The sequence below is a fragment of the Bacillus sp. ISL-47 genome, from assembly GCF_018613175.1.
In the GTDB taxonomy this organism is placed as follows: Bacteria; Bacillota; Bacilli; order Bacillales; family Cytobacillaceae; genus Cytobacillus.
Genome location: NZ_JAGGQS010000052.1, coordinates 1 through 21,561, shown reverse-complemented (window position 1 = coordinate 21,561; position 21,561 = coordinate 1). Strand labels below are relative to the sequence as shown.

Genomic DNA, 21,561 nt, shown 5'->3' with positions numbered 1-21,561 from the left:
CCTTACCCTTCTTCCACAAAAGTTTTAGCCACAGACTGACTATGATTAAAAATGAAATGAATACGCTGTTCTAACAATTCGTTTACAAAAGGGATTTTTATCAGATATTGATCAACCAGATTTCTGGAAAAGTCAATATATCTGTCACAAATCAGAAGCAGATAGTTTTGCTGTTCAGCAGACATCTCTTTCACTTTTGGGAATGTCAGCTTTTTCAGCGCTTCAAAAACAATTGAAGTGCCGTTGTTAATAAATTGCTCTTTCTCGGCAATTAACCGTTTAATAAATAGAAGATTGGAGGCAACTTCTTTCCAATCTGTCTTGGAATAAGCATCGGTCAGCTTTTCGAATAGGGCAGCCTCAATCTTCTTAACGGAATTCATTAAGTGATCAACTGCATCAGGGGCTTTCTGGTAAAGGGATATTTTATGCTCATTCACATCTTTAATCCCATCAGCCAGTGCACGAATCATGCTGATATCATCAAGTGCGGCAAGAATTTTATAATATAAGCCGCTGTAATATACGCCTGCAAGGACAGTAAGCTGTCTGTGTTTAAAGTCTTCGCCTTCAGACTCATCGTTCATTACAAGTTCATGGGTATCAAGGGCGATCTGGATAAGCATAGCCGTTACTGCATATTGCTCTGCCTTTGTTTCTGAAAGTTTTATTTCATCCAGGATAGAGATTAAGAGCAGAAGCTTATCTTCGTCTATAACGGGGGAATCAATATATCTGAGCAGATAAGGGTGGTGTACCTTTTTCTCAATCTGTTCTTTGATATCTGCCAATTTAATCTTCACGTCATGCATGTAATCACCCTTGTTTCCCCTAAGTTTTCTATTTCCCGCAGCAGCCTCCTTGCTCCCTGAGCATGTAAATCTAAAGGGAAAAGACAGGAGAAGCTTTATCAAAATTGTTAAACACATTTATCTTTGAGATTATATAGTCTATTTTTGACCTATTCATTGTTTACTATGAAATATATATACATCAGGCATAAAAAAAGCCCTTTTTACTGCTATCTTGTTATCATCTGCATTATTAATTAAGCAGAGACAATTATATCATAAATTACAGAAACATGTCAGGACATTATCTTGAAAAACAATTATGTCCGTTTTTACCATACGAATTTATTTTTTCGCATCGCTTTCAAGTTCACCATAACAGGTCATGATCCTCGCGTTTCCCCGCACCTTTATAGCCGATGTGTGTTCTGTAAATTGGGCAATCATAACTTCCCCCTGATCCAGCTTTTCCGAATGATGGAACCTTGTATCAGATCCCCGTGTTAAACCAATAACATTTACACCATCTTCTTTTGCTTTAATCACTATATAATCATTGCCCGCCGGACTTTTCTTTTCCATTTATAACTTCCTTTACTATATATTTTGGCAAGTATAATTTTTTACTAAAAAAGGCCAAAAGTTTTTATCTTTCAGCCTTTCCAAATTTATTCTTTCTGTAAAAATAAGAATGCATATTTTATATTCTCGCTGCCAAGATTATTGTTTGATTAATGATAGCACTTCTGCCCTTGCTCTTGCATCATTCGCAAACACACCTCTTACAGCTGAAGTAACTGTTTTGGAACCAGGCTTTTTAACTCCACGCATTGTCATGCACATATGTTCCGCTTCGACAACGACCATTACACCATGCGGCTCAAGCTTCTCGAGAATGGAGTTAGCAACTGTGGATGTAATGCGTTCTTGAAGCTGCGGCCTTTTTGCTACTGCCTCTACAGCCCTGGCAAGCTTACTTAATCCCGTTACCCTTCCGTTCCTTGGAATATAGGCGACATGGGCGACACCAAAAAATGGCACAAGGTGATGTTCGCACATGGAATAGAAAGGAATATCCTTGACCAAGACAAGCTCTTCGTGATCTTCGCCAAATACTGTCTCAAAATATTCTTTAGGATCCTGGTTTAATCCCATAAAAACTTCTTCATACATTTTTGCTACACGTTTCGGTGTATCAAGGAGCCCTTCCCGATTTGGGTCTTCACCGATTGCTTCTAATATTAAACGTACCGCATCTTCTATCTGGGCACGATTTACGTCTGCCATAATTGCTTCCTCCTATGCTATAACACTGTGTGTAATAATATGTTCATATTAGCATAACCCATTTGTTCTGCGCAAAGCTGAATCTGTATTTGCATAGAGCATAGGCAGTGATTATTTTATTTTAAGGCCCTGTTATATTTGCCTGTTGATTTCCGCTCCAGGCACTCCATTTCCGCGGGGGGTCCGCGGTCCCGACGCTCCTCGTTGCTTTGCTCCTGCGAGGGCTCCCTTTGACCCGCTTCTCTCGCGGGAAGTTGATTAAACATCCCCGAATGAAGACGCACGAAGAAAACGCAAATGCATTCTGGCAGGAAATTGCTCCTTCCTCCTATCAACAATGAGCTATAACAGACCCTAAAAAATAGAAAAAACCGCGAACGAATCGCGGTTTTTAGCTCAAGCATAAGCTTTAAGCACTTTTATGTACATTACTTAACTGCATCTTTAAGCGCTTTGCCTGGTTTGAAAGCAGGAACTTTGCTTGCAGCGATTTCGATTTCTTCGCCAGTTTGCGGGTTGCGTCCTTTACGGGCAGCACGCTCGCGAACCTCGAAGTTTCCAAAACCGATTAGTTGTACCTTATCACCATTTTTCAAAGCATCTAAGATTGTATCGAAAACAGCATCAACTGCTTTAGTTGCGTCTTTTTTAGAAAGTTCGCCAGCTTCAGCAACTGCGTTAATTAGTTCTGTCTTGTTCATGCCTTTCACCTCCTCCCAAATATCGATAAAACCCAGTAAAATAAGATTCCTTACATACATTTGTAAACAAAATTACTGAATTCTATACGTTATGGCGTGTTTTTGTTTAACAAGCCTAATAATAAATTATGAAAGGAAAAATTTCAATCCATAAATTATCAAAAATCCTTTAATAATAAGGGTTTTGGCCACCACAACGGTAATTCTGTTAAAAGATTATCACAATCATTTACTCTTATCAAGAATATTTCATGATTTAATGGGAATCTTTTCTTCTTTGCAACATATTTGTAATAAGTTGACCTTTATTTCTTACCCGAAAGTGGCTGTTATAAACATTTAAATACCTATCTCCTGAAGAAGGATTACTTTTTCATCGTAATAATTTTTTAAAATCCCTCTGTTGAATTGGGTGTTGATTTCCGCTGCAGGCGCTCGCTTTCCGCGGGCGGTCCGGGAGCCTCCTCGGTGCATTCGCACCTGCGGGGTCTCCCTTTGACTCGCTTCTCCCGCAGGAGTCTCGCACCTTCCGCTCCAATCAACACGGCGATATATAGACAAATAGCGTGTTCACAACCTAATATCCCCAATAACCCCTTTGATAACTTTCCTCTTGAGCTTTAGCACAGTCATAATAAAAAAAGACTCCAAACGGAGCCTTCAAGTTAAAGAATAATCGCTATTAATCCGCCAGAGCCTTCGTTGATAATTCTTTCCAAAGTTTCTTTAAGCTTATATCTTGCATTCTCAGGCATTAGGGACAGCTTTGCCTGGATGCCTTCCCTCACAATTGAGCTCAGGCTGCGGCCGAAGATATCGGAGTTCCAGATTGAAAGTGGATCGTCTTCAAAGTCCTGCATAAGGTAACGGACGAGTTCTTCACTTTGCTTTTCTGTTCCAATGATAGGAGAGAATTCAGATTCTACATCTACTTTTATCATATGAATAGATGGCGCTACAGCTTTAAGCCTTACTCCGAAGCGTGATCCATGGCGTGTAATCTCTGGTTCATCAAGGCTCATATCAGCGAGCGAAGGAGCAGCAATGCCGTAGCCTGTTTGCTTCACCATTCTTAATGCATCGGAAATTTGGTCATACTCTGCTTTTGCATGGGCAAATTCCTGCATCAGTTCAAGCAGATGGTCTTTTCCGCGGATTTCCACTCCGACAATTTCTTTTAGTACTTCATCATAAAGGTCATCCGGGGCATACAAGTCTATTTCTGCTACACCTTGCCCCATCTCAATGCCAGCAAGTCCTGCACGGTCAATAAACTCAAACTCGCTGAATTGATGGACCACACGGTCTACATCTCTAAGCCTCTTAATGTCTTTTACGGTTTCTTTCACTGCTTCCTGATAGCTTTCACGAAGCCAGTGATCCTCATGCAGCACCATCACCCAGCTTGGAAGATTTACATTGACTTCAAGCACTGGGAATTCATATAGAGCTTCACGCATTACATTCATAACATCCGATTCCCTCATGCCCTCAACACTCATGGCAAGGACAGGAATATCATACTTCTCGGAAAGTTCATTTCTAAGCGCATCTGTATTCGGATGGTGAGGCTGCACGCTATTGATGATCATGATAAACGGTTTGCCGACTTCCTTCAGTTCCTCAATAACCCTTTCTTCTGCCTCCAGATAATTGGCACGAGGGATCTCGCCAATCGTTCCATCAGTCGTAATCACAACGCCGATAGTTGAGTGCTCCTGAATAACTTTTCTCGTACCTATTTCTGCAGCTTCATGGAAAGGGATCGGCTCTTCATACCAAGGTGTATTGATCATTCTTGGGCCATTTTCATCTTCATATCCCTTAGCGCCGGGGACTGTATAGCCTACACAGTCAACCAGTCTTATGTTTACATCCAATCCTTCTGCCACATGGACCGTAGCAGCCTGGTTAGGCACGAATTTTGGTTCTGTGGTCATAATCGTTTTGCCGGCAGCGCTTTGCGGAAGTTCATCCTGTGTGCGAGCACGGTCTGCTTCATTGTCCATATTCGGCAATACAACAAGCTCCATAAATTTCTTTATAAATGTGGATTTGCCGGTGCGAACTGCGCCAACTACTCCAAAATATATATCGCCGCCAGTTCTTTCGGCAATATCTTTAAAAATATCAACCTTTTCCAAGTGATCCCCTCCCGAATCATAGAGTTAGTGGGATAATATTATCCTATCTATTATGTTTGGACATTATATGTGTATGATGTTGTCCTACATTGTTATGACAGTTTTTTAAAATTTTTACCCCCTTATCAGGAAAGTGCAGCGCACCCGCAGGCATGCAAGAAATCCCCAGCCTTCAGGCGATCTGGAATGGACAGCCAGCCATCCCAAATTTCCTTTTCTAAATTTAATAACTCCCTTTACGCTTTATTTCTTTTTCTTTATGCTATTGGTCAGGTTGAAGAGTGCAATTATGAAAAGATAATAAAAAAACCCTTCTCCTACAATATATTTTGCAGAAGAAAGGTTATGACTATTTCACCAAAAAGATTGGTTCATTTGTGTCAGCATCTATTGTATAAGGCAATGAATAGGCGGGAACAAAAGCAGAATCTTCAACAAGAATATCCCTGATATCATCTCCAGGCTTATACTTGCCTTCCTTTTCCTTCAGCGCCTGATACAGATCAATCCTATAATCAACATATACTTCAGCATTACCGGTGACAACAAACGGAAGGTTTTGCCCGCTATATGGGCTAAGCGCTTTCGGCTCTTCTTTAAATCCTAACTTTTTATAGTCCATTGTAAATACATTTTCAGCAATTTGTTCTTTGTAAGGCGGGAACCCATGTGCTTTAATTCTCAGGTTTATATCCCTGATTGTTTCTGCAACCCTCAAATCGAATATTTTCACTTTCGGTTCCGTTTCAGCATCAACAAGCACATATTGGAATACGCCTCCTGACTCAAATGCATTTCCAGGAGGCTCAGCCATATATTGAGGCGCAATCTTTTTAAAATCAATCGGATACTTTTGATAAATTGGGGTTGTTTGATCCTTCGTCTTAATCGGAAGAAGGCCGCCATTATCTTCTTTGTACTGTTCTATAGCCGATTGGACAGACTGCAATTGGTCCTTATAGGCTATCTGATTTTGGGATCGCTTCTCTTCAGGATACATACAGCCAGTCAGGGCCATTCCTGTAAGCAAAAGAAGCAAGAACGTGTTAAATGCTTTTTTCATCTAATCAACCCTTTATGTAATATAGCTAGCTGCTCGTCGGGCCGCTGAACACGACAAGTACAATAATAATTCCGCTTATGATCATCAAAATATAAGCAATAGTTGCCGTAATAACCTTCAGTATCCCAGCTTTCAATTTAAAGCGGCTAAGATAAATCAGAATTATAGATAGGAACATAAATCCCATAGAAGCCAGTGATACCCACATTTTCATTAAAGCCGGTGACATTTAATCAACTCCCTTTTCCGAAAAGTATTATAACATAACAGGAGGAAAAATCTAAAAGCTTTTCCTCATCAAAGTATTCAGGCATAAAAAAACTGAGGTAAAGAAGGGGCAATTCTTTACCTCAGCCAGTTGACTAAATAACCCAACACCCTGTTCATTTCACTAGTTTGCTTCGTTGCATTGTATGCAGGAACCTGCCATCTCGCATCATCTAATGCCTATATTTTTCAATTATTAAATATTTTCCTGTTTTTTACTTCCTGTTTGATCCTCCAGGACATTTGCAAGGTCTTCCATTTCGTGTGTTTTTCCTCGTCCCATCAACAGATCAACTGCATCCTTGGCATTAACATTATTAAAAAGGACATCGTAAAGAACATTTGTAATTGGCATTTTCACATCATATTTTTTAGCAAGCTGATGGGCTGCTTTCGTTGTTCTTACTCCTTCTACAACCATGCCCATATTATCCAGGACTTCCTGAAGGTTATGACCTTTTCCAAGAAGATTGCCAGCTCTCCAATTGCGCGAATGGACCGAGGTACATGTTACAATCAGGTCTCCTATACCAGCCAAGCCGGAGAAGGTAAGCGGACTGGCCCCCATCTTCATGCCAAGGCGGGCAATCTCTGCAAGGCCTCTTGTTATTAAGGCAGCCTTTGCATTGTCGCCATATCCCAAACCATCTGTAATTCCTGCAGCAAGCGCAATAATGTTTTTAAGTGCACCGCCAATTTCCACTCCAATGATATCCGGGTTTGTGTATACTCTAAAATTGTTATTAATAAACAAGTCCTGAATTTGCTCGGCAGCTTTCATATTTTTTGAAGAAACTGTAACTGTAGTTGGATGCCGCAGACTTACTTCTTCAGCATGACTTGGACCTGAAAGCACTACAACACTATCCAGAAGATTTTCGGGCATTTCTTCCTCAATCATTTCGGAAATCCGGAGAAGGGAGTCTGGCTCAATTCCCTTGCTGACATGCACAATTGTGATAGGCTCAGTTCTGATTTCTTTAATTTTCCCGAGAACTTCCCGAATCGCTTTTGTCGGTACAGCCAAAATGATGATTTCTGTTCCTGACAAAGCATCTTCAAGTGATGCATAGCCTCTTATATCCTCCGGCAGATGAATTTCTGACAAATATTTTGTATTGGTATGCTGCGTATTGATTTCTTCAATTTGTTCGGGATTATGGCCCCAGAGCCTAACATCATGCCCATTATCGGCCAGTACCATAGCCAAAGCTGTTCCCCAGCTGCCCGCTCCTACAACTGCAACACTTTCTCTATTCCGCTCCATTTGATCACTGCCTTTTAATTTATTTGGATGTTTCAAAACACCATCCAGGTCAGTCAGCAATACGGAGTATAATCCTATACCAGGTATCGATATACTCCTTAATGTTAAGCTTCACGTTTTACAAAGACTTTTGCTTCCCTGCTATTTTCTTTCCCTTGCAAATATCTTAATAGGTGTGCCTTCAAAGCCAAAAGCGTCTCTTATTCTGTTTTCAAGAAAACGTTCATAAGAGAAATGAAGAAGCTCAGGATCATTTACAAATACTACAAAAGTTGGCGGTTTCACGGCTACCTGTGTGGTGTAGTAAATTCTTAGGCGTTTTCCCTTATCTGTAGGTGTTGGATTCATGGCTACAGCATCCATGATGACATCATTCAGCACGCTTGTCTCAACACGAAGAGCATGATTTTCACTGGCTGTATTAATCATTGGGATAAGCGTATGAATGCGCTTCTTCGTTTTTGCAGATAGGAACACAATTGGAGCATAGTCAAGGAATTGAAAATGATCTCGAATATTTTGTTCAAAAGCTTTCATTGTTTTCTCATCTTTTTCAACAGCATCCCATTTGTTTACTACGATAACAACAGCTCTTCCTGCTTCGTGCGCATACCCTGCTATACGCTTATCCTGTTCAATAATGCCTTCTTCTCCATCAATCACTACAAGGACTACATCTGAACGCTCAATTGCCCGCAATGCCCGTAAAACACTATATTTTTCTGTTGTTTCATAAACTTTTCCTTTTTTACGCATTCCAGCAGTATCGATAATGACATATTCCTGGCCATCAACCTTCAACTGGGAGTCAATTGCATCCCTAGTGGTTCCAGCAATGTTGCTGACAATAACCCGTTCTTCCCCAAGGATGGCATTTACTAAAGAAGATTTACCGACATTTGGACGGCCGATTAATGAAAACTTAATTACTTCCTCACCATATTCACCCTGTCCATGTTTCGGAAAGTGTTTGGCTGCTTCATCCAGCAAGTCGCCAAGCCCAAGTCCGTGCGACCCTGAAATAGGGAATGGTTCCCCGAATCCAAGAGCATAAAAATCATAGATAAGATCTCTCATTTCAGGATTATCAATTTTATTTACGCCCAGCACAACAGGTTTTTTGGCTTTATATAAAATTTTTGCAACCTCTTCGTCTGCAGCTGTAACTCCTTCTCTCCCATTTACAAGAAAAATGATCACATCTGCTTCATCTATAGCAATCTCAGCCTGAAGCCTAATTTGTTCCAGAAACGGTTCATCACCAATATCAATTCCGCCTGTGTCGATAATATTAAAGTCATGTGTCAGCCACTCTGCTGAACTATAAATACGATCCCGTGTTACTCCAGGAATATCTTCGACAATCGATATCCGTTCTCCTACAATTCTGTTAAATATCGTTGATTTTCCAACGTTTGGACGCCCGACAATAGCCACAACCGGTTTTGCCATGAACATCACCCTTTCAATTCTTTATTCTTAATATGCTTCAACATCCTATTTTTTAGCTCGTTAAACTTGCCTGTTGATTGCCGCTCCAATCAACAGAGTGCTAAAATCAGCAAGTAGCTTTAACGCAGCTTCTGTTCTAGAAATGTCTATTCCTTTACTAAGCTAAGCGTTCAGATGGCTGTCCACCATAAGCTTTAAACTTTCCTGACAAGTTCATCTATTTCGCTATACATTTATAAAATAAACCCTTCTCGAAGATAGAAGGGTCTAACTTAGATATTTTAACAAAGAGAAACCTTCCTAGCAATGAAAAACTTGGAAACCGCCTCAATGCTTTACAATAACGTATAATTCTTCTGTTAAAGCATGGGCGATTCCATCAAGTATGGCTTCAAGATTGGCTGCTATGATCTCCATTTCCTTTTTATCTTCACAATGAAAAACAGCAGCTCCTGAAGGTACTTTGGAAGGATTGGTTGTAATAACAGCAAGTATATACTTTTCAAGTACCATTTCCCTCAACTTCCTTTCCCATTCGTTTGCCGCTCAGAAGGCATCCTTATTGCGTTTTCAAGTGTTGGAACTGCACCGATAATTTTTAAAGCTTTCCCGACATTCTTCTCCTGCGGCAATACAAAAACTCCTACACGCCCATCATCGAGGTCTCTTTTCGCCAGTGGTACAAGAGCAGGGGTTCCGGAATCACGATAAACTCCCAATGCTGTTGAAACATCATGCAAAATGGCCTGTCTTTGCCCAAGATTAGCTATGGTTGACCTGGCATTAAAATTTTGGGGCTTTAAAATGAATCCCATCCCATATCTCAATACTTCCTCCTGTCTTTCAGGGAGTCCGATATTCATGATATAAATGTTATCCACATACAAACCTGCACCATCAAAACGAGGCTCAACATATTCCACATCTACAATATCCTTTAGCCTTCCTCCTGACATAAGCATATTCGAAATAACGATGGCTATTATAGCTGCTGCAAGTCCGCCCAAAATATTAAAAAGCAGATAACCAAGCGTGCAAACTAAGGAGGTGAAAATAACAAGATAATTTCTGCTTTCAAAAGCAATTGCTATGCCCTCTATATACGTTTTCCCTCTTGGCACCAATTCATAGCCATCCAATTCAGTCAATGTATTTCTTTCCATATTTCTTACTTCCCTGAATTGGGAGGCAGCCAGCGTCAGAAAAGTTACTGCGGTAAATTGTTCTTCCATTATGGAAGGAATGGCAACAGTACCTAGTCCGGCAGCAATAAACCCCAAAGCCACGTGTATGATTTTTCCATGCAAATAGGTGGGGTATTGCCGGTAGTCTGTTCTTAGCATATAAACACGAGTCAAGGTACCTACTGCAAGTCCAAAAAGTATTGGGTATGTATATTCGCTCATGATAATTTTTGTTTCTCCCTTTCAAAATGTTTGAAGTTGGTCTCAAAATAAGAAGCCGTCCACTGCATCACACTCCAAGCAGCAATAATTGAAGCGGAAAGTACCATAATATCAAGGAATGCCAAGGAACCGATTATATAAGGGAAGGAATATTGCCTAAGAATAAGCGCATACAAAACCTCTCCCTGGATTCCCCCAAGCAGTATTAAAGGCATGCGCAGTACCCTTTTTTTCTGTAGGAGGGCAGCCAAATAAACGAGTAGAAATGCAAGCATCCACTTCCGAGAAAAAATTACCCAAACAGGATCAAATAATTCAAATAAGTGAAAGCTCACATATGCCATCATCATGATAAAAGTGCAAAAAAGGAAATAAACTCTTTTTAATCTCTCCAGCCTGCATGCCATTATGTATAAAGTCCCCATTAAAAAAACAGCAGCAGTGCTTGTTTCCACACTAAAAACTTTAAAAGTAAAAGGTGATAGAATGATTAACAGCAGAAGCCAGGCCGAAAATATTGTCCTATCCTTATTTTTTCGATCCAGAAAGAAAGTCGCCATAATCCAAAACATCCAGGAAACCCAATAAAAAATTATACCTTCCATCCTCTTCCTCCTATCATTTCCATTATGGCGTTTTGCTATGTACTTTAACCCTCCCAGTTGAAAAGGTTTCATGGGTTCCTATGAGGAATGCTTTTCTTCTGTATAAATCTTTAAAGCTGACTTCATCTTAAGAAGAGGGAGGTGTGTAACTATGGGCAAAGACCGCCAGGAAAGAAAATTGAAGGAAAGCAGAAGAGTGGAATCAGATCGCGATCAGGCGCTTCATTACCCGGGTGCTTCAAAACTGCAGAGTCCTGAAGAAGCAAGATCCTTAAATGATTCAAAATACAGCTAAGATTTATTTTTAGACAGAAAAAAGCTCCCGTCTTTGACGAGAGCTTTACTTTTGAATTATCCTCTGGCTGAATGCTTTTGTATTAATGCTCCGTTCATTTAACCAGTGGTGGGTCCTTCCCGATATGATTAAGGGAGCCTGCTGCAGCTGCCTGATAGTTGACGCACCAAGTGCAGTCATAATCATTTTTAATTCATTATGTATGATGTTAATTTCTTCTACCAGTGATTCAAGTCCTTCTTTAATAAGAATCTTTAAGAAATATCCGGCCATACCCGCAGCTTCGGCACCGAGCGCAAGGGCTTTGGCTATTTCAATGCTTGTTTGAATCCCTCCAGAAGCAATAACTGCGATATCATCTTCCTGTGAGGCAGCTTCTGCAATTGATACTGCGGTGGGAATTCCCCATTCATCAAAGAAACTTAAGAGTCTTTCTCTTCTCGCGTTTTCAATGCGCGAGAAATTTGTACCCCCATATCCTCCTACGTCAACAGCTGAAACGCCTATGGATGCCAGCATTGACAAAGTTTCTTTATTCATTCCAAAGCCTACTTCCTTGACTACAACGGGGACTTCAGAATGCAAAACTATTTTTTCAATCCTTTTTAACGCTCCCCGAAAATCCCTATCTCCTTCTGGCATGGTCAATTCTTGAACAACATTTAAATGGATTTGCAATGCGCTTGCTTCTATCATATCAACAGCTGCTTTTGCCTGATCCATTGTGGCTTCACTGCCTAAATTGCCGAAGATGATCCCTTTTGGATTTTCTTTCCTGACTACCCTATATGATTCAATCTCATTTGGATCTTTCAGGGCTGACATTTGTGACCCTACTGCCATTGCAAGGCCTGTTGTTCTGGCAGCAGATGCAAGGTCCCGGTTTATTTGGATTGTTCTATCTCCACCGCCGCCTGTCATCGCATTTATAAAAATTGGCGAACTTAATGAAAGTTCGCCAATTGAAGTGCCTAAATCAGCATGATCGAGAAAAGCATCAGGAAGACTTTGGTGGATAAATGCTATATCCTCAAAACCTGTAAGACTTTTCTGTCCTGTTGCCAAGGCATGCTGAATATGGTCCCATTTTCTTTTTGATCTAGACACAGTTTATCACCATTACTTTTTTAAATTCTTTAGCTGGTCGCCAATCATATCACCAAGCGAGAAGCCTTTATTTTCTTCAGGAAGTTCATAGTCAGTCACTTCTTCCTGTTCTTTTTCAAGAAGATCTTTGATGCTCAATGACAGGCGCTGGTCCTGTTCGTTCACATCAAGAACCTTTACTTTTACTTCCTGTCCTTCGCTCAATACTTCGTGAGGAGTGCCAATATGCTTATGCGCAATTTGAGAAATATGGACAAGGCCCTCTACTCCAGGGAACACTTCAACAAATGCTCCGTATGAAACAAGTCTCTTAACAGTCCCATCAAGCGTACTTCCTTTAGGTGCCTTTTCACTGATATCATCCCAAGGTCCTGGCAGCGTTTCCTTAATGGATAATGAAATGCGCTCATTATCGCGATCCACGCTTAATACTTTTACTTTAACCTTTTGTCCTTCTTCTACAACATCGGAAGGTTTTTCCACATGTTCATAGGATAGCTGGGAAATATGAACAAGGCCATCGATTCCGCCAATATCTACGAACGCGCCAAAGTCTGTGATTCTTTGTACTGTTCCATCCAGTACCTGCCCTGCCTGAAGAGATTCAAGCACTTGATGCTTTTGCTTGCCTTTTTCCTCCTCGATAACAGCTCGGTGGGAAAGAATCAGCCGATTCTTCTCTTTATCCAGCTCCACAATTTTAAACGTCATTGTTTTGCCTTTATAATCAGTAAAGTCTTCAACAAAATGAGCTTCTACAAGGGAAGCAGGAACAAATCCGCGAACACCCAAGTCTACAACTAATCCGCCTTTTACAACGTCTTTGATTTCTGCCTCAAAGACTTCGCCCTCATTGAATTTCCTCTCAAGTGTTTCCCATGACTTTTCTGCATCTACTTTTCGTTTAGAAAGAATAAGTGCTTCTTCCTCCACTTTTAACACTTCAAGCTCAAGCTCTTCCCCTTCAGAAACAGCATCACTTGCTTTTTCAATATGAAGGCTTGAAAGCTCACTGATCGGAATAATACCATCCAGCTTGCTGTCAGCAATGTCAATAATGACTTGCTTTTCTTCTACTTTGGTAACTTGGCCTTTTACCTTGTCACCAACCTCAAAATTTTTGACTTCTACTTGGTTCATTTCCTCTGACATATGTATTCCTCCTTAATCCAATGGCTGCTTTCAAATTTTTATCTGTATTCAACTGCCTGCCATCCAGGCAAGAACCCTGTGTCAGCAGCAGAAATACTCGAATGGCGTTTTAATGCAGGCTATTTTTCAACCGTGTTGAATGTCTCTTTTCTGCCCTAATTTGAGTATTGTCAGCAAAGGACAGCCTCTTTATTTTTCGAATATTCTCGCCTTTTTAAAAAATGCCTTTTTACTAACTTCTTACAAAAGAAGTTTTTTGTCAAGCAAGAAGGTTTAAGAATTCTCCTCAATTAACTTACGGATTTCTTCCATAATGAATTCGGTCGTTTCTTCCGCTGAAGCCTTCCGTTCCCGAAGTTCCTTCATCTCAATTGGCTTACCATAAACTACTTTAAGCTTGGAAAAGGCCTTATAAGGGCCAATGATGGCACATGGCATAACATGCGCTTCAGATCTTAAAGCAAAGAATCCAGCACCGGCAAGCCCCTTCCCCAATTGACCTGTCTTGCTTCTAGTACCCTCTGGAAATAGCCCTAAAACCTTTCCTTCTTTTAAGATTCCAAGACCTTTTCTTAGAGCTTCCCTGTCACTCATTCCCCTTTTGACTGGAAAAGCATTTAGATGAGGGAAAATTTTCCCAAGAACAGGCACATTAAAAAGCTCTTCTTTGGCCATAAAGTGCACAGGCCGCGGAGCATTAATGCCTACTACCGGGGGATCCAGATTATCAATATGGTTGGAACATAGCAGCACGCCGCCATCAGATGGAAAGTTTTCCCTGCCAATCACTTCGAATCTGTAAACTGGTTTTAAAGCACCATAAACAACTGCTTTGGCAAAAGAATAGAGGTTCACTTTGATTCGATCCTTTCATTGGCCAGGTCCATTATTTTTTCTACTACCTGCTCAATTGATAATGAGGTCGTATCAATTTCTACAGCATCTTCAGCTTTTTTTAATGGAGCAACTTCGCGCTCTGAATCTAGCTTATCCCTCAGAGAAATTTCTTCCTTTAGCTTTTCAAGGTCCGATGGAAAACCCTTTTGGACATTCTCAGTATGGCGGCGAATCGCTCTTTCATCGACTGAAGCCAAAAGGAATACTTTTACTTCCGCTCCGGGCAGGACATGTGTACCGATATCCCGGCCGTCCATTACTACTCCTCCATTTTGTGCGAAGCTTTGCTGTCTTATTACCATTTCCTCTCTTACAAGCTTGTGCATTGAAACAATTGAAACAGAATTTGTAACTTCCGATGACCTGATTTCATTGGTCACATCCTGACCATCCAAATAAATTAATTGCCCTTCTGTGCCGGGCTGCAAATCAATAGTGGTACTGTTCAGTATTTCAATCAATGCTGCTTCGTCTTCAAGTCTCGCATGCTGTTGAATGGCTTTATATGTCAGGGCCCGATACATGGCTCCAGTATCAATGTATATGTATGATAATTTCTCTGCTACAATCTTGGCTACTGTACTTTTGCCAGCAGCAGCAGGCCCATCTATTGCGATCGATATTTGTCTGTTCATAGTTCCTCCTGTACTGCCTGACCATGTTCTTTCAGGCCAGGTTCCTTCAGCTTTATTTTAACATAATAAGTGGTATTCAGGTTATATTATACAGCTTTTTTACCATGGCTCTTTTCTTAAATCTGTTTTTCTGAAAGATTGTTGTTTTTAATTAAATCTGTAAAAAACATTGATAAATAAGATTGGTTGATTGGAGCCAAGGTACGATTGCATCCGAGGATCCTGTGCCTTCCAATTCCAATCTACAGAGTGCTTAAATTAGCAATGGCTTTAACATTGTCTAAAACAAAGGCTCTTTTCGTATAGATTGTTGTTTTTGGACTCTAAAGATTGCCCGTTGATTTCCGCTCCAGTCACTTGCTTTCCGCGGGGAGGAACGGGAGCCTCCTCGGCGTTTCACGCCTGCGGGGTCTCCCGCTCCCTCTCTTCCCGCAGGACATTGAATAAGCTTCCTCGAATAAGCACCGCACGAAGAAAATGCGAATGCATTTTCGAGGATCAAGCGCCTTCCACTCCAATCAACTCAGTAATTAAAAATAGTTTGTAAGCAACGAACTTTGCGAAAACAGCCAAAATAAAAAATAAGCAGGCGGCTGCCTGCTAGTATTTTTCCTTGAACGTTTCCAGCAGCTCAGTGAAGTTCTGGTCTGTAACACCCTCATATTGTGTCAGCTGCTTTAATTCAGGAAATGCATTCATATGATGAAAGAATAATTGAGTCATCAGCAAAAAAACAAACTGCACGATGATTAATTTTAGAAGAATCCTCTCGACCGCTTTCATCATCCACATCTCTCCATAGTTTAAAATAAGTCTAAGCCATTTGACTTCTTTATCTATTATGAGAGCTGCACATTAAAAATATCCCCGTCCCTTTAAATTTCGAGACCTTTTTTCTTCATGGCCAATTGTCTGTCAAAACAAAAACGAAGCAGCAATTGTCGGTCTTGCGGGCTAATCTCCATAAACTGAACAGAAATAATGGACTTTCCATTACTTCTTTCCGAAATTCTTATTACTTTGCTTCTCAGTTTCAAATAATGAGATTCCCCATTTTGCATAGGTAAAACAAAATAAGTATGTAATTGCATATTCGCTTTTAACGAACAGGATTTGTCTGCAATAATTGCTGCCCCTCCTGCGCTGATATCATCTGTAACAGACACAAACGGTGCACATTCGTCTCTAACAGGGTGGACTGCCACATCAACTGACGTTTCAATCCTGACAAACTGGCGGCGCTGAACCTTCATTAAATGTTCATTCCCTGGATAAGAAATGATCATCATAGGGATTTTAAGTTTTACCCTCCCGAGGACTTCGCTTTCAAAAAAGTAAACAGAGCCATCAGCTGCAACAAATGTTGCTCTTAGCTGAGTTCCGTCTAGCAGAAAAGCGGTCTTTTTCGTTTCCTGATTTATTGGATAATCGATATAGAGGTTATTTCCTTCTCTCTCGACAAGCTTGCATTTGTATTTCTCTGACTTTTCAGAGTATTTAATCTCCAATATTAGTGCTTCTCCAATTTTCAACATGCTTGCTACACTTCCCTATTCAAAAGGATAATCTTGTCATTTAATTATGACATGCTTTAAAACTTTCGTGCAACAGCATTTTATAAGAAAATAAGCAAAAAGTCCTACATCTGTCATTCCGCATCATTTTTAAATCAGATATTTTTTCTTGATGCTTTGATAGCCGTTTGGATCAGCTTCAACTGCAGGATTTCACATTGACACGCTCCTCCCACAACAGTCTCGTTCATTCTCTTCTATCAAGGGTTCCATAAATAAAAAAGAAAGCCTTTCGGCTTTCTTTAAACAACATCCTCGTATACAGGTTCAGCATTTTTGAGTTTTTCTACTTTCTCTTCTTGTCCTGTTTCAGCATTAATATAAATCCTATAGGTATCTTCCCCCATCGTGCCAAGGAATTCATAACAGGAAACCTCCTGATTCAAATCATTCATGATAACTGCCCGCCTGTCTTCCATGATTTTTACCTGTGGATTAATTTTTGTTCTTGCCTCTTCCTTGGTTATCACAGGTTCAGGTATTTCCCGCTGATGATGGGACTTTAAATAATCATTTGCAGAAAAGGCGGCGATTCTGCCATTGTCCAGTGCCACTTTCACACGAATTGCATCCGGATAGATTCTTACACCATTTTGATTGGAAACAAAAGTAAACACCCCAAGATTGTCATATTGTGCGCTTTCAAACAAATCAAGATCTTGGAATCCATTTTGCTTAAGGAATTTTATTGCATTGTTGCTTGCTTCATTCAAGCTGATCTTTTGCTGCCCGACTTCCCGGTTCAATATTAACCAAATCGGATATCCTCCTTTTTTAGTGATATCCATATCTGCTTCTTCCTTTGTTTCTTTATTTTGTATGCTCACACTGAAAAATCCGTAATCTGAACCTTTACCGTTTTCGGTAACCTTAATATTTACATTATTTCCAAGGGCAGCGTACTTCTTCGCTATTCGGACAGCTTGGTCTTCCGTAATTTCTTTGCCCTTTAAATATTTAAAATTCTCATCCTTTTTCTGCATATTTACAAAGGCAGGGCCAAAGTCTGTTTCTCCATAGCCTTCAACAGTTTTTTCCACGGTCTTAAAGCCATCGATAATGGTATTGTCAGCAGCTTCCTGATTAGAAGCCAGTGCCATTTCAACATCCATCCAGCGAAGATTCTTTTCCAAAACCATATGCTGGACTTTTCGAAGATCCTGCTGGACATCAGCAGACTGTTTATAGAGCTCTTTAAGTGTTTGATATTCTTTATCGGTTAATGGTTCCTTTTCTAAATCTCTTACGGCAGTACGATAGCTGAAATCACCAATATTGGACAGAAACTCCTCTGTTTTATTAAATGGAAGAAGTGACAGCGGCAGCTGGCCTACATCCGAATGGGCTTCAGAAGTTAACCTCCACACCTCCGCCAATTCTGGTGATAAAGAGGCCCTGGAATTCATCGCCAAAGTAGTTCCAATTTTATCGTGTAAAAGATCAACCTGATAAGTTAAGTCATGAAATGCTCTTTGATAATTATTTTCAGCATTAATAAGGATTGCATTTTTCTCTCGGTGTTCCTGATATCCCCAAAACGCTGTACCGGCGACACCCAACGCTAGTACCCCAATGAGAATTCCTCTAAGCATAGTTCTTCACCCCTCTATTTACAGAATATGTGCTTGCCAATTCGCTTAATCTGCGGACGAGTCCAAATCCATCCGCTTGTAGCAGTATCAGGATTGAAATAATAAAGAGCCTCTCCTGTTGGGTCCCAGCCATTGATCGCATCAAGGACCGCTTCCTTTGCTGTTTCATTTGGAGTCAGCCAGATTTGTCCATCGGCAACGGCCGTGAAAGCACGAGGTTCAAAAATAACTCCTGAAACTGTGTTCGGAAAGGATGCACTGTTTACACGGTTTAGAATAACCGCGGCTACTGCCACTTGGCCAGTATATGGTTCCCCCCTTGACTCTCCATAAACAGCGTTGGCCATAAGCTGAATATCATTTTCTGAAAAACCGTTAGGCATGTTTGCAGCTGTTGGCTGCTTCGGCTTTTCCTGCTGCTGAGGAGCAGCGGTTCCTCCTTCAGGCTTTTTCTGCTGTTCCAGATTTACACCGCCATAGTGGGTAAATTTATTGCCTTTATTAATCTGTTCTTTAACATATTGTTCATTATACTGTGATGCCTTTACGAGCTTATTCTTTGTTTCCTGGCCTGCAAGCCCGTCAACCGGAAGTCCAAACTCATACTGGAAGTTTCTTAAAGCCCAATAGGTCCCCCATCCAAAGACTCCATCGATCTTTCCATTGTAAAAACCCAAATACTGCAGGCGGGATTGAAGTTCGATCACATCATCTCCTACCGCTCCGTGCTGGATAACCTGATTGGAAAATGCGCTTGCTTTATCAACACTTCCACTCATGGGAATTCCCAGGACACAAAGGGAGATTATGAGTAAAACCTTTGCTGCCAAAAAGTTCTTTTTCATGGATTATAACCTCCAAAAGTCAATCTTTTATCATTGACCCTATTTTTTGTAGTCTCTGGTTTTTTATTCAATAACTTCAGGTTTTTAAAAACTTATCCAGTAAAAGAGCGGATAAAAAAACTCTCCATCATGAATGGAGAGTTTTCTGAAAGTCCAATTGATTATCAATATGATTGACACTGTGTGCCCTTGCTTTCTTAGCCTTTCTTAGACCAAGCCACCAAAGGAAGATCATAAACGGAAACATGATATAAATCCAATGTTCAAGAGAAATTAAGATATAATCGTAAATGCCATGAAGCAGGAAGGGTACAAAGAGTGAAAGGGCTATCCATTTTTTTGTAGCAGTTGCCGTAAATTTTCCTTTTCCTATATAATAACCCATGATGACACCAAAAAGAGCATGGCTGGAAACTGGAAGCAGAGCCCTCCCAATTGCATGTTCGACTCCCAGGGCAAGCAGATAAAAGATATTTTCCGCAGTGGCAAAGCCAAGTGAAACAGAAGCGCCATATACAATGCCATCATAAGGCTCATCAAAGGTTATATGCTGATAGATCGTATAGAATAGTATGAACCACTTAAAAAATTCCTCTAGAAGGCTGGAAGATAGAAAAGCATCCAGCAGGCTGGATTGAAGCACACTTTCCGTTTCAAGAACATATTGGATAAACATGATGGGGAACACGAGCAAAGCACCAAACAAAAAGGTTTTAAATACCATTGAGATAGGCTCGGACTCATATTGATCTTTTAAATAAAAATAGCTTAATAACGCCAATCCAGGAGCGATGCCCGCAGATAATATTCCCAGCATGAGCTGTCCTCTTTTCAATCTGTTTTCTTAATCGTATCATGATATAGTGAGAATTTAAATGATTATTCAAATTTTGGAAAAAGAAATACCAATGAATTACCTGTTAATATTTCAGGCTGCTAGAAAGAAAAATTCAATTATTCGGGGGATTAATTATGGAGAAGAAAAAGATTCTTGTAATACATACCGGCGGCACCATTTCCATGAGCGAGGATTCCGTAACTGGCTCTGTAAAGCCAACCGATTACAACCCTTTAACTGAGAAGACAAAGGAACTATTATCACTGGCCGAATTATTAATTGAAGAGCCATTCCATCTCCCTTCACCGCATATAACACCGAAGGAAATGCTTAAATTAAAAGAGATTATTGAAGGATACATCGAAAAAGAAGAGATATGCGGAGTCGTCATTACACATGGAACAGATACCCTGGAAGAAACGGCTTACTTTTTGGATTTAACTGTCAAAACGGCTCTGCCAATTGTCGTTACCGGCGCAATGAGGTCCAGCAACGAAATTGGTTCTGATGGTCTGTATAATCTAATCTCTTCCATCAGAGTTGCTGTTTGTGAAGAAGCTAAAGACAAGGGTGTTCTCGTGGTGTTAAATGACGAAATCCATACCGCTGAAAATGTCACCAAGACTCACACCAGCAATGTTTCAACATTCCAAAGCCCGCAATACGGCCCTATAGGCATCGTCACTAAACGTGGTGTATTATTTCACCATGCACCAACAAAAAAAGAATATTATCCCATAAAAGATGTAGCCAAACGAGTTACTCTTATAAAGGCCCATGCCGGGATGGATTCCTCTTTGCTTTTGGCAATTAGAGATTTGGACTTTGACGGTGTAGTCATTGAGGCACTTGGACAAGGCAACCTCCCTCCTGCTACCATTCAGGGTATTAAAGCACTTACCGAGAAAAAGATCCCTATTATCCTCGTATCCAGATCCTTTAACGGAATTGCCCAGGATGTTTACGGTTACGACGGAGGCGGGAAGCACCTTAAAGAAATGGGCGTAATCTTTTCCAATGGCCTTAACGGACAAAAAGCGAGGATAAAGCTTTTGATTGGCCTCGAAAGCCAGCAAAGCATTGAAAAGATTTTTCAACTTTAAGCCGAAGGAAAAATGACCTGTTTCGTGTCTGTTCAGTTAAACTGGTTTTATTAATTTTTGCTCTTATCAGCAAGTGCCAAAATCAAATTCGCATTAACATATCCTAATAAAAAAGGCTGATTTTCCAAAGATTAAGTAGTTCGGTTTTGAAGTACAAAATTAGAACTAACCTTGCTATTCAAACGGTAATTCACACTTAAATTAACAGGCAATTTGATAAGCAAAAATGCTTGGAACATTGTGTCTCCAAGCATTTTTTATATTATCTCGCACTCTATAGTTGAACAAAATAATAGAGTATTGATTTCACTAAGTTTGAAAAATAAACGGAAAAACTCCGTTTATTTTGGGAAATACCAACATTTCTCGCAAAATAAGCGGAGTTTTTCCGCTTATATGAACCTAATCTTTAGAGTTAGTTATATATATAGAAGTTAATCGGAATATATCCGCTTATATCTGCTTCTTGTACCCCTACTATACACATTAACCGGAATTTCTCCGCCTATGAATTCCTATACCTCCGCAAAAAAGTCAACA

General features: G+C 40.3%; 23 protein-coding genes. 2 read left to right on the top strand and 21 right to left on the bottom strand.

Annotated elements, in window-relative coordinates:
- Positions 1-2: 2 nt before the first annotated feature.
- From J7I93_RS17735 to J7I93_RS17680, 12 genes are all read right to left on the bottom strand, one after another.
- Positions 3-812, bottom strand: coding sequence for a heptaprenyl diphosphate synthase component 1 (locus J7I93_RS17735; RefSeq protein WP_214727237.1), 810 nt, complete (start codon positions 810-812; stop codon positions 3-5).
- Between the two features lie 324 nt (positions 813-1,136).
- Positions 1,137-1,373 (bottom strand): trp RNA-binding attenuation protein MtrB, encoded by a 237-nt coding sequence (gene mtrB, locus J7I93_RS17730; RefSeq protein ID WP_214727236.1) that lies wholly within the window; start codon positions 1,371-1,373, stop codon positions 1,137-1,139.
- A gap of 138 nt (positions 1,374-1,511) precedes the next feature.
- Positions 1,512-2,078: a GTP cyclohydrolase I FolE gene (gene folE, locus J7I93_RS17725; RefSeq protein ID WP_110064235.1), complete on the bottom strand. Its 567-nt coding sequence runs from the start codon at positions 2,076-2,078 to the stop codon at positions 1,512-1,514.
- 428 nt (positions 2,079-2,506) lie between these two features.
- A complete protein-coding gene (hbs, locus tag J7I93_RS17720; RefSeq protein ID WP_009332755.1) occupies positions 2,507-2,779 on the bottom strand; it encodes a non-specific DNA-binding protein Hbs in 273 nt (90 codons plus the stop codon).
- A gap of 665 nt (positions 2,780-3,444) precedes the next feature.
- Positions 3,445-4,923, bottom strand: a complete 1,479-nt coding sequence (spoIVA, locus tag J7I93_RS17715) for a stage IV sporulation protein A (protein ID WP_214727234.1) — start codon at positions 4,921-4,923, stop codon at positions 3,445-3,447.
- Positions 4,924-5,272: 349 nt separating this feature from the next.
- On the bottom strand, positions 5,273-5,986 hold the full coding sequence (locus tag J7I93_RS17710) for a hypothetical protein (protein WP_214727232.1): 714 nt from the start codon (positions 5,984-5,986) through the stop codon (positions 5,273-5,275).
- 25 nt (positions 5,987-6,011) lie between these two features.
- Positions 6,012-6,215, bottom strand: coding sequence for a DUF2768 domain-containing protein (locus J7I93_RS17705; RefSeq protein ID WP_214727230.1), 204 nt, complete (start codon positions 6,213-6,215; stop codon positions 6,012-6,014).
- Between the two features lie 234 nt (positions 6,216-6,449).
- Entirely contained in the window at positions 6,450-7,520 is a 1,071-nt protein-coding gene (locus tag J7I93_RS17700; protein ID WP_214727343.1) for an NAD(P)H-dependent glycerol-3-phosphate dehydrogenase, read from the bottom strand.
- A 141-nt stretch (positions 7,521-7,661) separates the two neighbouring features.
- The gene (der, locus tag J7I93_RS17695) at positions 7,662-8,972 is read right to left on the bottom strand and encodes a ribosome biogenesis GTPase Der (protein WP_214727228.1); all 1,311 of its coding nucleotides are present in this window, start codon (positions 8,970-8,972) and stop codon (positions 7,662-7,664) included.
- 327 nt (positions 8,973-9,299) lie between these two features.
- Positions 9,300-9,485: a capping complex subunit for YIEGIA gene (locus tag J7I93_RS17690; protein ID WP_144541540.1), complete on the bottom strand. Its 186-nt coding sequence runs from the start codon at positions 9,483-9,485 to the stop codon at positions 9,300-9,302.
- A 5-nt stretch (positions 9,486-9,490) separates the two neighbouring features.
- Complete coding sequence (locus J7I93_RS17685) at positions 9,491-10,378, bottom strand: YIEGIA family protein (RefSeq protein ID WP_214727226.1); 888 nt, start codon at positions 10,376-10,378, stop codon at positions 9,491-9,493.
- The gene (locus J7I93_RS17680; protein WP_214727225.1) at positions 10,375-10,983 is read right to left on the bottom strand and encodes a YphA family membrane protein; all 609 of its coding nucleotides are present in this window, start codon (positions 10,981-10,983) and stop codon (positions 10,375-10,377) included. The genes J7I93_RS17685 and J7I93_RS17680 overlap by 4 nt, the downstream gene beginning before the upstream one ends.
- Before the next feature lie 151 nt (positions 10,984-11,134).
- Between J7I93_RS17680 and J7I93_RS17675 the strand changes: the two genes are divergently transcribed.
- A complete protein-coding gene (locus tag J7I93_RS17675; RefSeq protein WP_110064244.1) occupies positions 11,135-11,278 on the top strand; it encodes a YpzI family protein in 144 nt (47 codons plus the stop codon).
- 45 nt (positions 11,279-11,323) lie between these two features.
- Here the strand turns inward: J7I93_RS17675 and fni are convergent, their stop codons facing one another.
- From fni to prsW, 9 genes are all read right to left on the bottom strand, one after another.
- Complete coding sequence (gene fni, locus J7I93_RS17670; protein ID WP_214727224.1) at positions 11,324-12,385, bottom strand: type 2 isopentenyl-diphosphate Delta-isomerase; 1,062 nt, start codon at positions 12,383-12,385, stop codon at positions 11,324-11,326.
- 12 nt (positions 12,386-12,397) lie between these two features.
- Positions 12,398-13,537, bottom strand: a complete 1,140-nt coding sequence (gene rpsA / locus J7I93_RS17665) for a 30S ribosomal protein S1 (RefSeq protein ID WP_214727223.1) — start codon at positions 13,535-13,537, stop codon at positions 12,398-12,400.
- A 273-nt stretch (positions 13,538-13,810) separates the two neighbouring features.
- A complete protein-coding gene (locus tag J7I93_RS17660; RefSeq protein WP_214727222.1) occupies positions 13,811-14,392 on the bottom strand; it encodes a lysophospholipid acyltransferase family protein in 582 nt (193 codons plus the stop codon).
- The gene (gene cmk, locus J7I93_RS17655; protein ID WP_214727221.1) at positions 14,389-15,069 is read right to left on the bottom strand and encodes a (d)CMP kinase; all 681 of its coding nucleotides are present in this window, start codon (positions 15,067-15,069) and stop codon (positions 14,389-14,391) included. Before cmk ends, J7I93_RS17660 begins: the two co-directional genes overlap by 4 nt.
- A 600-nt stretch (positions 15,070-15,669) precedes the next feature.
- Positions 15,670-15,855, bottom strand: a complete 186-nt coding sequence (locus tag J7I93_RS17650) for a YpfB family protein (RefSeq protein ID WP_214987872.1) — start codon at positions 15,853-15,855, stop codon at positions 15,670-15,672.
- Positions 15,856-15,944: 89 nt separating this feature from the next.
- On the bottom strand, positions 15,945-16,604 hold the full coding sequence (locus J7I93_RS17645) for a flagellar brake protein (RefSeq protein WP_214727220.1): 660 nt from the start codon (positions 16,602-16,604) through the stop codon (positions 15,945-15,947).
- A gap of 281 nt (positions 16,605-16,885) precedes the next feature.
- Positions 16,886-18,235 (bottom strand): germination protein YpeB, encoded by a 1,350-nt coding sequence (gene ypeB / locus J7I93_RS17640; RefSeq protein ID WP_214727218.1) that lies wholly within the window; start codon positions 18,233-18,235, stop codon positions 16,886-16,888.
- A 14-nt stretch (positions 18,236-18,249) separates the two neighbouring features.
- Positions 18,250-19,080 carry a spore cortex-lytic enzyme gene (gene sleB, locus J7I93_RS17635; protein WP_214727216.1) on the bottom strand — a complete coding sequence of 277 codons (831 nt, stop codon included), beginning with the start codon at positions 19,078-19,080 and terminating at the stop codon, positions 18,250-18,252.
- Between the two features lie 127 nt (positions 19,081-19,207).
- Entirely contained in the window at positions 19,208-19,897 is a 690-nt protein-coding gene (prsW, locus tag J7I93_RS17630) for a glutamic-type intramembrane protease PrsW (RefSeq protein WP_214727215.1), read from the bottom strand.
- 155 nt (positions 19,898-20,052) lie between these two features.
- On the opposite strand from prsW, the gene J7I93_RS17625 reads away from it, so the two are divergent.
- Complete coding sequence (locus J7I93_RS17625) at positions 20,053-21,021, top strand: asparaginase (RefSeq protein ID WP_214727214.1); 969 nt, start codon at positions 20,053-20,055, stop codon at positions 21,019-21,021.
- Positions 21,022-21,561 lie beyond the last annotated feature (540 nt).